Genomic DNA, 14,178 nt, shown 5'->3' with positions numbered 1-14,178 from the left:
AATTTGCAATTTCGAGAAGGGATAAAATGGATTTCAAATCCATGATACCCAGGTTCGGTATTATAAATCCCAAACAGCGAAGTTTGGAATCTATAATACCGAACAGCTTGAAGAGCGAAGATTCTCCCATCTACATTTTTTTAATTCCACCGCAAACCATTGATTTTTCCAATCATTGATTTTTTGAATTGCTAACAAATTACTTTTTATCTTTAAGTACCTGTAAAACCAAAATCATGAAAAACCCCTTTCTCCTTTTCATCGCATTTTTCATCCTTTTTATATCCTGCAAAGAAAATTATAAAGAAACAAACCAAGAGGAATTGGTATTTAATGAACCCTTCCGTCCCCAATACCATTTTTCCCCTCCCAGCCAATGGATGAATGATCCAAATGGGATGGTGTATTGGGATGGGGAATACCACCTTTTCTATCAGTACTATCCTGACAGCAATGTGTGGGGCCCCATGCACTGGGGACATGCTGTCTCCAAAGACCTGGTATATTGGGAACATCTACCTGTAGCCCTCTATCCTGACGAAAATGGATGGATTTTTTCAGGATCAGCTGTGATCGACCATCAAAATACCAGTGGTTTGGGAACCAAGGAAAACCCTGCCATGGTAGCCATTTTTACCTTTCATGACCCTGTAGGTGAAAAAAATGGCAGGGATGATTTTCAGACCCAAGGCATTGCTTACAGCACTGATAAAGGAAGAACTTGGACCATGTACGAAGGCAACCCTGTATTAAAAGGTCCAGGAATTAAGGATTTCAGAGACCCCAAAGTTTTCTGGCATACTGAGAGTAATCTCTGGATCATGTCCTTAGCTGTAAAAGATAAAATAAGTTTTTATGCCTCTCCTAACCTGATCGACTGGACCTATTTAAGTGATTTTAATCCAGCATGGGCTGCTTATGGAGGCGTCTGGGAATGCCCTGATCTTTTTCCATTGACTACTGAGGATGGTGAAACCAAATGGATTCTATTTGTCAGCATTAATCCTGGCGGTCCTCAGGGTGGTTCCGCCACCCAATATTTCATAGGTGATTTCGACGGCACTACTTTTAAAACAACCACGCAATCTGTCAAGTGGCTGGATTGGGGCGCCGACAATTATGCAGGTGTAACCTGGTCCAATGTGCCCGAAACGGATGGAAGAAGATTATTTATCGGTTGGATGGGCAATTGGAATTATGCCCAGGTAGTACCTACCCATCCTTGGAGATCGGCCATGACTGTGCCGCGCTCCCTTCATCTTTCCAAAAAAGGTGATGATTACCTATTGTTATCAAGACCTATTGAAGAACTGAAAAAATTAAGGGCCAGTCAAGCTGAAATAAAAGGTGAGAAAATCCAGCTGGAAAATGAATTGATGGAACTGGATTTACGGACTAAATCGTCTGATTTCCGCCTGGAACTTGCCAATGCTTTTGGGGAAAAACTGGTATTAACTGGGGATAAAGAAAACCTGAGGCTGGACAGGAGCCAATCAGGGATCATAGATTTTGAGAAAGGCTTTGCCAATGCACAAATTGCCTCCTTAAACGAAATAGCGGTTGAGACCCTGACCATTTACCTGGACAGGTCCTCGATCGAGGTTTTTGTCAACGGGGGAGAACTGGTCCTGACATCCATACAATTTCCCAAACAGCCTTATGATAAACTGAGGCTGGAAGGTTTTGAACCGTCCAATCGTGCCTATTCACTCAAAAGCATTTGGAGAAAATAAACCTTGTTAAAGAAGTTTTTGACAAAAATATGGGCAAACCGATAAGTTATTGTATTTTGATTTCCCAAAAACACAAACCACTTCACCTGTATGCAAAGTAAAAATTATGTGCTTTTTCTGTCTATTACTGCCGCATTGGGCGGCTTTTTGTTTGGATTTGATACCGCAGTGATATCCGGGGCAGAAAGAGACATTCAGGAACTCTGGGACTTAAGTGACTGGAGCCATGGCTTGGCAGTGGCCATGGCCCTCTATGGCACTGTCATAGGGGCCCTCTTTGGCGGAATCCCTGCTGATAGATATGGCAGAAAAGCATCCCTACTCTGGATAGGAATTTTTTATCTGGTATCTGCCCTGGGCTCTGCGCTGGCCAATGATGTCAACACTTTTATGTTTTTCAGGTTTTTGGGAGGGCTGGGTGTAGGGGCTTCTTCAGTGGTGGCACCCATGTATATCTCCGAAATCGCACCAGCTTCCCGCAGAGGGCAATTGGTGGCCTTATACCAATTCAATATCGTATTTGGAATTCTGATGGCCTATTTCTCTAATTACCTGATAGGGACAGCCAACCTGAATGAAGCCTGGAGGTGGATGCTGGGTGTAGAAGCCATTCCGGCTTTATTGTATGCTGTGCTGATTATGAAAGTACCTAGAAGTCCAAGATGGCTGATTGCCAAAAGAGGGGATTTCGATGCAGCAAGGGAAATCCTCAGCAAAACTGATCCAGAAGGTGTGGATGCTGCCATGCAACTGGCCATTGCCGAAAGCAAAGAAACTAAAGGCAAAGTAGCTGTCACAGCCTTGTTTGACCCCAGATTTCGGAAAATCTCTTTTTTCGCATTTTTGATGGCCTTCTTTAACCAGATGTCCGGGATCAACGCCATTATCTATTTTGCCCCTAGAATATTTGAATCAGCTGGAATAGCCACTGAAGATGCACTACTGTCCACCATTGGTATCGGCGTTATCAATTTGGTGGCCACCATGTTGGGGCTGTACTTTATTGACAAACTGGGCAGAAGAAAACTTATGTATATAGGTTCGGTGGGTTATATCATATCGCTTTCCCTGATGGCCTACAGTTATTTTGGCGGTGCAGTAAGCAATGTGCTTCTTCCTTACTTCGTATTTATTTTCATCGCTTCTCATGCCATAGGCCAGGGATCAGTGATATGGGTATTTATTGCGGAGATTTTCCCCAATGAATTGAGGGCCTTTGGACAATCTTTGGGGTCTTTTACCCATTGGATTTTGGCCGCACTGATCGCCAATGTATTCCCTTTCTTTGCCAATACGTTTGGAGCTGGAAACATCTTTGCTTTTTTTGCATTGATGATGGTTCTGCAATTGATATGGGTAGCCTTCCGTATGCCGGAAACCAAAGGAAAATCACTGGAAGAAATTCAAAAAGATTTACGGAAAAATCATGTCTAAAAAAGTTGTTTGTTATGGGGAAATGCTCTGGGATTGTTTTCCAGAGCATGAAATACCAGGTGGGGCTCCCATGAATGTAGCCCTACATTTATGCCAATTGGGTTTGGATGTTCAAATGATCTCCAGAATTGGACTTGATGCGCATGGGGAAAAATTATTGGACTTCACTTCTTCCTTTGGACTTGACCCAACCTGTATCCAAAAGGATGAAATACATCCAACGGGAAAAGTCATCGTGGACAACAAGGATCCCGAAAACATCAAATACGACATTGTCTCTCCTGCAGCTTGGGATTACATAGCCTTAACCAATGAAGCCCTGAAAGCGGTAAAAGGTGCTGATGCTTTTATATTCGGTTCTTTATCTGTAAGAAACCAAGTGAGTTGGGAAACACTTTACCACCTGCTGCACGAACCTGTCCTTAAGATTTTTGACATCAATCTCAGGGCACCTTTCTATGATTTTGAGCAGATAGAAATCATCCTTGGCTATACGGACATTTTAAAAATCAACGAACACGAGCTGCTCATAGTGGCCGACTACTTTGATATTGATTTGCCCGAGAAATCCACACATCTGGAAAAGTCCAAAATGGTCTGTGCTTATTTGACAGAACACTTCCCCATTTCGATGGTCTGCATCACCTTGGGGGACAAAGGGGCTATGATCTATCAGGAAGGTAACATCACCTCCCATCCCGGATACAGCGTAAAAGTAGAAGATACAGTAGGTTCAGGGGATGCATTTCTCAGTGGTTTTGTCAAGACATATCTGGAAGGAAAAAGACCTCAAGATATTTTGGATTTTGCCTGTGCGATGGGAGCCTATGTCGCTACCCAAAAGGGAGGCACACCAAGGTATGAGATAGAAGATGTGTTGAGGGTGAAAGAGGCTGCAAAGTGACAATCATTTTGCATCATCTTGATCTAAAAAAATCATGAAATTAACCACAAAAGGAGATAAGAGTCACAAAAGTATGATTATAAGCCCATCATCAAAAGCACGGGCACTTATATTTTGTGGTTCACAATAGCGTCCTAAATAAAAAATGAGAGGTCTGAATTTTTGCCCAAAATGTGTATTTTGGGTTTGCACCAAAAACAAAGACCTCTCATGTGTAATATTACATTGTTTTCACAGATTATTAAAAAGATTGACCGTTCAACTTTCAAAAAACTGGTTCAAGATAAGCAGACAGATAAAGGTTGTAAAGGTTTTGATAGCTGGACACATCTAGTATCAATGCTTTTCTGTCATTTTGCAAAAAGCACATCGGTAAGAGATATATCCAATGGTCTTCGTTCAGCTACGGGGAACCTAAACCATCTTGGGATTTCAAAGGCTCCTTCCAAGTCAAGTATCAGCTATCAGAACAAGCGGAGAGATGCTGATCTTTTTAAAGACCTTTATTATTCTCTTTTGGGAAGTTTAGGACAGCAGGCATCACTCAGGCGTGTCAAACTTAAAATCAAGGTGCCAGTATATCTTTTAGATGCAACAGTCATAAGCCTTTGCCTTTCTGTCTTCGACTGGGCCACATTCCGCACTAAAAAGGGCGCTGTTAAGATGCATACCCTGTTAGATTATGATGGTAAACTTCCTGCTTATGTGAACATTACAGAAGGAAGCGTAGCGGATAATAAAGGTGCTTACAATATACCTTTGGAAAAAGGTTCTGTTATCGTCGCAGACAGGTACTACAATGACTTTCCGATGCTAAATATTTGGGACAGCAAAGGGGTATTCTTTGTCATAAGGCATAAGGACAACCTGGCTTACACCGTGATCAGCGAACGGGAACTGCCAGAAAAAATGGCACAGCATGTTCTAATTGACCAAGAAATAGAACTGACCAACCCACAGTCTAAGACTAAGTATCCTAAAAAACTCAGAAGAGTGGCAGTCTGGGACGAGAAAAACCAACAGACCATAGAAATCATCACCAACAACTTCACCTGGGCAGCACAGACAATCGGAGACCTTTATAAATCAAGGTGGGAAATTGAAGTTTTTTTCAGGGATATTAAGCAGCTACTCCACATTAAGACATTCATTGGAACTTCAAAAAACGCAGTAATGATACAGATATGGACTGCCTTGATTACAATTTTACTGTTAAAAGCAATGAAAGCATCCGCAAAATACGGATGGCATCTGTCAAATCTAGTAGCATTTATCAGATTGAATATTTTCGTCAAAATTGAATTGCAAAATTGGCTGGACAGACCTTTTGAAGATCATGACAAACCCCCAAAATATAACCCACAGGGGGTTCTTTTTCCAGATTATAAATAAATCACTTCACAATTACCTCTAAGCTAATATTCTTAGAGAAGAAAAAATTATTTAGGACAGCATTGTGTGGTTCAGAAATAAATTAACAGAGGCTGTCTTATAAATTGACCTTTAGATTTGTTGCCAAAACAAATTTCTGTTTAAAATCAATACCTTTGTGACTTTGTGGCAAAAAAAATGCCACGAAGTCTCTAAGACACAAAGCCCCACTAATAAAATACCAAATATAATTTGGATAATGTTTTAATGCATTGACTTATGAGACAGCCTCTGTTTCCTTTTGTCACTATTGTGGTCCAAAAAGAAAGACCTGAAACTGTTTACATCACCTTGGAAAGTGCAGCTTTCCACTGCCCATATACCTCAGTGTATGCCGCTACCTTCTCTTTCTCCGGTTCAAACACGGACAAACGCTCCAGACCGGCAAAGGCTTCCTTCGCATCCGCATAAATACCGGCACCTATTCCAGCCCCCCTGGCAGCTCCCTGGGAACCATCGGTATCGTATAACTCCAAACTCACTTGGTTCATATTGACAAATGCTTCTCTAAACAAAGGACTGAGAAACATATTGGCCTTACCGGCTTTCACGGTATTCAGGTTCAATCCCATGGCTTTCATAATATCAAAACCATACTTAAGGGAAGAAACAATGCCTTCTTGGACCGCCCTGAGCACATGCCTTCTGTCATGCTGCAGCAAATTCAGCCCAATCATATGTGCACCTACCGGCTTGTTCTGCATGATCCTTTCCACACCGTTGCCAAAAGGAATAAAACTTAACCCCTCTGCCCCAATGGCCGTTTCACTCGCCAAATCATTCATTTGAGGATAAGTGATGGCCTCCCCTCCTATCAACCGCTTAATCCAACTGTTCAAAATCCCCGTTCCATTGATACAGAGCAGTACACCGTATCGCGGATCTTTTTGGCTATGATTGACGTGAACAAAGGTATTGACCCTGGATTGGGGATCGTAAACGGGTGAATTGCTTACCCCATAGACCGTCCCTGAAGTCCCTGCCGTAGTAGCCAGTTCTCCTTCTTCCAATACATTCAAAGAAAAAGCATTATTGGGCTGATCTCCTGCCCGATAAGTAATAGGTACTCCCGCATCTATTCCTAATATATCCGCTGCTTGTGAGGTGACAGTACCTTGATGGCTGAATGAGGGCACCACTTCTGCCAGAAGGCTGGAGTCAATTTTATAATAATCCAATAATTTTTTAGAAACGCCATTTTCTTTGAAATCCCAAAAGATCCCCTCTGACAAACCTGTCTCCGAAGTTTTGATCTCACTGCTCAGCTTCATGGCTATGTAGTCCCCAGGAAGCATGATTTTATGGATTTTCGCATAAAGCTCTGGCTCATTTTCCTGCACCCACCTGAGTTTGGAAGCTGTGAAATTGCCTGGAGAATTCAAGAGATTAGACAAACAATATCCTTCTCCCAAAACCTCAAAGGCTTTATTGCCAATGGCTACTGCCCTGCTGTCACACCAAATGATAGATGGACGTAACACTTTCCCTTCTTTGTCCACACACACCAACCCATGCATCTGATAGGAAATCCCAATGGCCTTCAGCTCTCCCGATTTCACTTGGGCCTGCCGAGTAACTGCTTGGGTGGTTTCAACGATGTATTTCCACCACATTTCAGGATCCTGCTCGGCCCAGTCTTTTTGGGGTGCAGCGATCGGCATTTCTACTTTTGGAAGACCTTCTGATGCGACCACTTTCCCTGTATCTGCGTCCAACAGCGTGGCCTTTACCGAGGAGCTCCCTATATCGTAACCTAATAATAATCTTCTCATCTCTTACCAAAATATAATGTATAAAACTGCAATGATGGCGGCAATGACAATAGCGCCTATCTTAAAAGTCATGCTTGTTTTGAATAGCTCTTTATTGATTTCAATGCTCTTAGGATGATCTTTGCCTTTTCCTTCAAACAAGCTGATTGCAACGATTAAGGCTGCAATAATCAAAAATACTACTCCCATTCTGTCAAGAAAGGGAAGATCAGGCATGCCAAATTTGAGCACCGTGGACAGAGGAATCGTAAGCACAGCTGCGGTCAATGCAGCATTGGAAGTGGTCTTTTTCCAGAACACCCCAAAGAAGAATATGGCAAATACACCAGGAGAAACAAAACCAGTATATTCCTGAATAAACTGGAAAGCCTGATCCAAAGTACCCAATGCAGGGGCCACTAAAGCAGCCACCAAAAACGCTACAAATGCTGCAATCCTTCCTACCCGAACCTGCTTCACTTCTGTGGCATCTTTATCAATATACTGCTTATAGATATCCATCGTGAAAATTGTCGAAGTACTGTTAGCCATGGATGCCAATGAAGAAACGATAGCGGCTGTCAAAGCTGCAAATGCCAATCCTTTTAATCCGGCGGGCAATAGTTGAAGCAAAGTGGGATATGCCCTATCCGACTTGATCAATCCGGAAACCGGATCTGTCATGGACTGTATAAATGATCCATCACCACCTTTATTGACAATTACCAAAGCAGCAATTCCGGGAATCACCACGATCAACGGCATCAATAATTTCAAAAATCCAGCAAATATCACTCCTAATTGGGCTTCATTGAGATCCTTGGCAGCCAATGCCCTCTGGGTGATGTATTGATTGAAGCCCCAATAACTCAGGTTCACAATCCACATCCCTCCTACCAGGACACTTAAACCCGGAAGCAGAGAATAAGCATCTTCGACTCCTCCTTTTCCGTCCGAAATCATCATTTCTCCCTTATCCAAAATCATGGAAAAATGGCCAGGTACTTCCTTTCTCAAAAGGCCTAATCCCTCCCAGGCATTTCCATCTCCTACAATGTTCAAAGCCAAATAGGTGGTTGCCAAACCACCTGCGACAAGGAAAAACACCTGTACTACATCTGTCCAAGCTACTGCTTTTAAACCTCCATATATGGAATAGACCATGGCAAACATAGCCAAGCCGATAATCCCATAAGTCATGGGGACATCCAAAATCGTATTCAAGCTTAATGCACCTAGATAAAGTACAGAAGTGAGGTTGACCAAGACATACAATAAAATCCAAAAAACTGCCATAGTAGTCCTTACCCTGGCATCATACCTGTCCAGCAAAAATCCGGGCATGGTATAAATACCTTTTTTGATATAAACCGGCAGGAAAAATATAGCAACAACCAAAAGTGTGGCAGCTGCCATCCATTCATAAGTCGCAATGGCCAGTCCTAACGCAAATCCTGATCCCGACATCCCGATAAACTGCTCAGCTGAAATATTGGAAGCAATCAGTGATGCCCCCACAGCCCACCATGGAAGCGCCTTGGATGCTAAAAAATAATCTTTGGAATCTTTGACATGGCCTTTCTTCTCCCTGGAAACAAACAAGCCAAGTCCAATAATGAGACAACCATAGCCGATAAAGACAATGAGGTCAAGTGGTTCTAATAGCATAAGTTATGGTTTATTGTAAAGGTTTGAGTTCGAAACTATTATTTGGATTCTACTTCATTTTTAAATAGAAATATCTCCAAATATAATGTTTTCAATCAATCTGCTAAGTGTTTTTGTATATTTATGGCAACCTGTTGAAACCAAAAATACCAATGAAAAAACTTTTCCTGATTTACATCCTTTTGTTGCTTCCTGTTTTTGTTTTTGCAAATGACGGATACAAATTATGGCTCCAATATTTACCTTTTGAAAATAAGGCAATTACAGAATACTATGGAGATTACTTGGACAATACTGTTCTTCTGGGGAAATCCCCCACGCATGACGTCATCCAAAAAGAATTGGAACTAGCCTATTCAGGTTTTTTTGACAAAAATCCGGGGAATATTTCCCGAACGAGTGTGGGGTCGGGTTTATTATGGATCGCAAAATTCGGAGATTTGCCCAAAGAAATCCGGGAAACAATAACAGATCATGCCCAATCCCTCAATGATGAGGGGTATTTATTGCATTATTTGAAAGGCAAACTAATCGTCAGTTCCAAAACTGATATTGGATTGCTTTATGGAACTTTTGCTTTATTAAAAAAAATCCAGACCAGGCAAAAGCTGGAAGATTTGCACGAAATCAGTAATCCGAAAATCCAGAAAAGACTATTGAATCACTGGGATAACCTTAACCGGACTGTAGAAAGAGGTTTTGCGGGATTCAGCATCTGGAACTGGCACAGGCTTCCTCAGCACATTGACCAACAGTACATTGATTATGCCAGGGCCAATGCCTCCATCGGCATCAATGGCACCTCAATAACCAATGTAAATGCCAATGCTTTGGTTTTGACACCAGAATATTTGGAAAAAGCTGCTGCCTTAGCAGATGCTTTTAGACCTTATGGTATAAAAGTCTATCTCACCGCAAGGTTCAATGCCCCCATGGTCTTAGACAATCTGCCGACCGCAGATCCGCTTGACCCGAAGGTACAACAGTGGTGGAAAGATAAAACCAAAGAAATTTATAACTATATACCAGATTTTGGCGGTTTTTTGGTCAAAGCCGACTCAGAAGGACAGCCGGGCCCTCACAATTATGGGAGGACCCAAGCCGATGGCGCCAATATGCTGGCAGATGCGGTCAAACCTTTTGGCGGCATTGTCATGTGGCGTGCTTTTGTTTATAATGAACATACCCCCACAGACAGAATTAGACAGGCCTATGACGAGTTCAAGCCATTGGATGGAAAATTCAGGGATAATGTCATTGTACAGGTAAAAAACGGGCCCTTGGATTTTCAACCCAGAGAGCCTTTTCATCCGCTTTTTGGGGCTATGCCTGAAACACCTTTGATGATGGAATTTCAGATCACTAAAGAGTACCTGGGACAGGATACCCACTGGGTAAATCTGGCCACAATGTGGGAAGAGGTATTAAAATCCGATACCTATGCCAAAGGGCCAGGAAGCCCGGTCAGCAAGGTGGTGGATGGAAGCCTTCATAATTATAAGTTGACAGGCATAGCTGGAGTATCCAACATTGGAACGGACAGGAATTGGACAGGACATCATACGGCACAGGCAGACTGGTTTGCATTTGGCCAACTTGCATGGAATCCAGAACAAAATATTGATAACATTGGGGAGGACTGGATCAGAATGACTTTTAGCAATGATACGGAAGTGATCAAAACGATAAAAGGGATCATGATGAACTCCTATGAAATTTTAGTCAACTACATGACCCCGTTGGGTTTGCACCACATCATGGCCCGAAGCCACCACTGGGGACCTGGTCCATGGGTAACAGGAGGAGGTCGGGATGACTGGACTGCTACCTATTATCATAAAGCCAACAGCGACAGCATTGGCTTTGACCGCACTGAGAAGGGCAGCAATGCTTTGGCGCAATATGCTCCTGAGTGGAAAGAAACATGGGGCGATGCGGAAAGCATCCCCTTGGAGTTTTTGCTTTGGTTTCACCGGGTGCCATGGGATAAAAAACTTTCTACTGGAAACACCCTTTGGAATGAAATGGCCCTTCGCTATCAAAAAGGAGTGGAAGGCGCCCGATGGATGCAAAAGGAATGGAGTAAATTAGAAGGCAGTATTGACCCTGAAAGGTTCAGTCATATTGCTTCATTTCTCAACATCCAGGTAAATGAGGCTGAATGGTGGAGAGATGCTTGCCTTTTGTATTTTGGTCAATATTCCAAAATGCCACTCCCGGCAGGGGTTGAAGCTCCAAAGCACGATCTGACCTATTATTTAAATTTCAAAAGAAACTTTGTCCCGGGAATATAATATGAAGGCCTCATTCAAATTCTTCGTAATCCTTGCAGGCATTTTCATAAGCCGACCTGTATCCAGCCAAGAAAACGAACTAGTGTTAAAGGACATGTTCAAAGATGCATTTTATATTGGTACTGCCATCAGCTACAGACAAGCCTCCGGGGAAGAACAGCAAGCTTTACCCTTATTGGAAAAGCATTTCAACAGCATCACTTCTGAAAATATGATGAAATGGGGACCTATTCATCCAGAACCCGACAGGTACAACTTTGTATCCGCAGACCATTTTGTCCAGCTTGGAAAAAAATTGAATGCGTTTATTATTGGTCATACTTTGGTTTGGCACCAGCAAACGCCCAAATGGGTGTATCAAAATACACAGGGAGAAATGCTGAGCAAAGCGGGATTATTGGAAAGATTGGAAAACCACATTGGAACCTTGGTCGGACGTTACAAAGGACAGGTACATGGCTGGGATGTAGTCAATGAAGTTTTTGAGGATGATGGGACTTACAGGGAGTCGGAATGGTATCAGATTACCGGAAAGGATTTCATTTTCCACGCATTTCAAAAAGCCCATGCTATGGATCCGGAGGCAGAATTGTATTACAATGATTACAACTTATGGAAACCGGAAAAAAGAGAGGCAGCGATTGCCTTGGCCAAAGAATTAAGAGAAAAGGGGTTGAGGGTCGATGGAATCGGCATGCAGGGGCATTATATGCTGGACTCGCCTCCGGTAGAAATGATTGAGGCTTCCATCATTGCGATATCAAATGCCGGTTTTAAAGTGATGGTAACAGAAATGGATGTGGATGTACTTCCCAGACCCAGGGCAAGCGAGGGAGCCGACCTGAATAAAAATTATGCTTTGGATGAAAAATTCAACCCTTACAAAGAGGGTTTGCCTGAAGATGTTGCGGAAAAATTCGCCAAAAGGTATGCAGAGATTTTTTCAGTTTTCTACAAACACCGAGATAAAATTGAAAGGGTTACACTTTGGGGATTACATGATGGAGCTTCCTGGCTGAACAATTGGCCTGTGCGCGGACGCACCAATTACCCATTACTTTTGGACAGGAATTACAAGGAGAAAATGGAGGTATTCAAGGCCATTTCAATTCAAGTTTACAATTAATACCCTCCACGATTTTTTAAAAAAATCATAATCATCCAAAACCCTGTCAAAAGTCAGGTTTTAGGTAGACAGACTTTTCTATTTTAGCAAAACCCAAATATTTTAACCCATGCACCTAAGCGATCAAGAAATTGCCAGGGCCTCCAAAATGCGCCCCATAGTCCAAATAGCCGAAAAACTTGGCATACCTGAAGAAGATATTAGACCCTATGGAAAATATGTGGCCAAGCTTCCGCTGAAACTGATAAATGAAGAAAAAATCAAAGGTAAGAAACTCATCTTGGTCACTGCCATAACTCCTACCAAAGCTGGGGAAGGCAAAACCACAGCAAGCATAGGGCTGGCCGAAGGTTTAAATAAAATCGGCGTCAAAACAGCCGTTGTAATAAGAGAACCCTCTCTAGGGCCTGTTTTCGGAATGAAAGGTGGCGCTGCCGGTGGGGGCTATGCCCAAGTACTACCTATGGAATCCATCAACCTCCACTTCACAGGGGATTTTGCGGCGATAGAAAAGGCCCATAATTTACTGGCAGCCCTTTTGGACAACCATATCCATAACCAGAAAAACACCCTCAACATTGACCCCAGGAAGATTGTATGGAAACGGGTCATGGACATGAACGAAAGGGCACTGAGGGATGTGGTGATTGGATTGGGCGGTTCAGCGCAGGGTGTCCCGCGGGAATCAGGTTTTGATATCACTGCAGCCTCAGAGGTAATGGCTGCACTTTGCCTCTCCAAGGACCTGATGGACCTGAAAGAAAAACTGGGAAATATTATCGTCGGATTCACTTATCAGGATGAACCGGTAAGGGCCCATCAATTAAAAGCACAGGGTGCGATGGCTGCGTTGCTGAAACACACCATTATGCCCAATTTAGTCCAAACCATAGAAGGAAACCCTGCCATTATTCATGGCGGTCCCTTTGCCAATATCGCCCAAGGCTCCAATTCCATAATTGCAACCAAAATGGGGCTTTCTCTTGCAGATTATGTGGTCACGGAAGCAGGCTTTGCCTCAGACCTGGGAGGAGAAAAATTTCTGGATCTGAAATGTCAATACGGAAAACTCAAACCCAATGCGGTGGTGATCGTGGCTACCATCAGGGCATTGAAAAGTCATGCAGGGATACCTTTTGACGATTTGAAAATCCCAAATCCGGAAGCTGTCCGTGCCGGATTGCCCAATCTGGAAAAGCACATCGAAAACATGAAGCACTTCATGTTGGTCCCGGTCATTGCCATCAACCGTTTTGCTACTGACTCCGGGGAAGAAATTGAGGAGGTCCGAAAATTCTGCCAAGGTTTAAGGGTAAAAGCAGCACTTTGTGATGCCTGGGAACGAGGCGGCGAAGGAGCAATTGAACTGGCTGAAACAGTAAAAGAGGCAGCAGAATCAGGGAAAAGTAATTTTACCCCACTTTATGATTTTGATTGGGGCATTGAACAAAAAATCGAAACAGTGGCCAGAAAAATATATGGTGCTGCTGATGTCGAGTATTCTGTCAAAGCCAAACAGCAGCTTAAACTTTTTAGAAAAATAGGTCTGGACAAGCTTCCTGTTTGTATTGCCAAAACCCAATATTCCTTATCAGATGATCCCAATCTGATCAACAGACCTTCAGGGTTTACTATAAAAATCAGAGAGTTCGATATTGCTGCAGGGGCAGGGTTTATTATTCCTATAGCAGGGACCATCATGAGAATGCCTGGCTTGCCTTCTAAGCCTGCTGCTGAAAACATTGACATTGATGCTGATGGGAACATTACAGGCTTATTTTAGGCAAAGCCAAGCCGGGTTTTGAAAGGCAAATTTCTGAATTCAAAAAATTTGGTT

The 14,178-nt window shown here is 42.8% G+C and carries 9 protein-coding genes; 7 read left to right on the top strand and 2 right to left on the bottom strand.

Annotated elements, in window-relative coordinates; translation table 11 throughout:
- The first annotated feature begins 236 nt into the window (after positions 1-236).
- The 4 genes from BC751_RS10985 to BC751_RS10970 all read left to right on the top strand — a co-directional run bounded on the left by BC751_RS10985 (position 237) and on the right by BC751_RS10970 (position 5,463).
- The gene (locus tag BC751_RS10985; RefSeq protein WP_130275571.1) at positions 237-1,733 is read left to right on the top strand and encodes a glycoside hydrolase family 32 protein; all 1,497 of its coding nucleotides are present in this window, start codon (positions 237-239) and stop codon (positions 1,731-1,733) included.
- A gap of 90 nt (positions 1,734-1,823) precedes the next feature.
- Positions 1,824-3,167 carry a sugar porter family MFS transporter gene (locus BC751_RS10980; protein WP_130275570.1) on the top strand — a complete coding sequence of 448 codons (1,344 nt, stop codon included), beginning with the start codon at positions 1,824-1,826 and terminating at the stop codon, positions 3,165-3,167.
- Entirely contained in the window at positions 3,160-4,071 is a 912-nt protein-coding gene (locus BC751_RS10975; RefSeq protein WP_130275569.1) for a carbohydrate kinase family protein, read from the top strand. Before BC751_RS10980 ends, BC751_RS10975 begins: the two co-directional genes overlap by 8 nt.
- 171 nt (positions 4,072-4,242) lie before the next feature.
- On the top strand, positions 4,243-5,463 hold the full coding sequence (locus BC751_RS10970; protein ID WP_242617437.1) for an IS4 family transposase: 1,221 nt from the start codon (positions 4,243-4,245) through the stop codon (positions 5,461-5,463).
- 320 nt (positions 5,464-5,783) lie between these two features.
- Here BC751_RS10970 and BC751_RS10965 read toward each other — a convergent pair whose 3' ends face one another.
- Both BC751_RS10965 and BC751_RS10960 read right to left on the bottom strand, forming a co-directional pair.
- A complete protein-coding gene (locus BC751_RS10965) occupies positions 5,784-7,274 on the bottom strand; it encodes a xylulokinase (protein WP_130275568.1) in 1,491 nt (496 codons plus the stop codon).
- A 3-nt stretch (positions 7,275-7,277) separates the two neighbouring features.
- Positions 7,278-8,921 carry a sodium/sugar symporter gene (locus tag BC751_RS10960; RefSeq protein ID WP_130275567.1) on the bottom strand — a complete coding sequence of 548 codons (1,644 nt, stop codon included), beginning with the start codon at positions 8,919-8,921 and terminating at the stop codon, positions 7,278-7,280.
- Positions 8,922-9,073: 152 nt separating this feature from the next.
- On the opposite strand from BC751_RS10960, the gene BC751_RS10955 reads away from it, so the two are divergent.
- From BC751_RS10955 to BC751_RS10945, 3 genes are all read left to right on the top strand, one after another.
- Positions 9,074-11,215, top strand: a complete 2,142-nt coding sequence (locus BC751_RS10955; protein WP_130275566.1) for an alpha-glucuronidase family glycosyl hydrolase — start codon at positions 9,074-9,076, stop codon at positions 11,213-11,215.
- A gap of 1 nt (position 11,216) precedes the next feature.
- A complete protein-coding gene (locus BC751_RS10950; RefSeq protein ID WP_242617439.1) occupies positions 11,217-12,341 on the top strand; it encodes an endo-1,4-beta-xylanase in 1,125 nt (374 codons plus the stop codon).
- A 109-nt stretch (positions 12,342-12,450) separates the two neighbouring features.
- Positions 12,451-14,124 (top strand): formate--tetrahydrofolate ligase, encoded by a 1,674-nt coding sequence (locus tag BC751_RS10945; protein ID WP_130275564.1) that lies wholly within the window; start codon positions 12,451-12,453, stop codon positions 14,122-14,124.
- Positions 14,125-14,178: the final 54 nt, after the last annotated feature.

It is taken from the genome of Cecembia calidifontis (assembly GCF_004216715.1).
Lineage (GTDB): Bacteria > Bacteroidota > Bacteroidia > Cytophagales > Cyclobacteriaceae > Cecembia_A > Cecembia_A calidifontis.
This window is presented reverse-complemented; position numbering and strand designations above follow the sequence as displayed.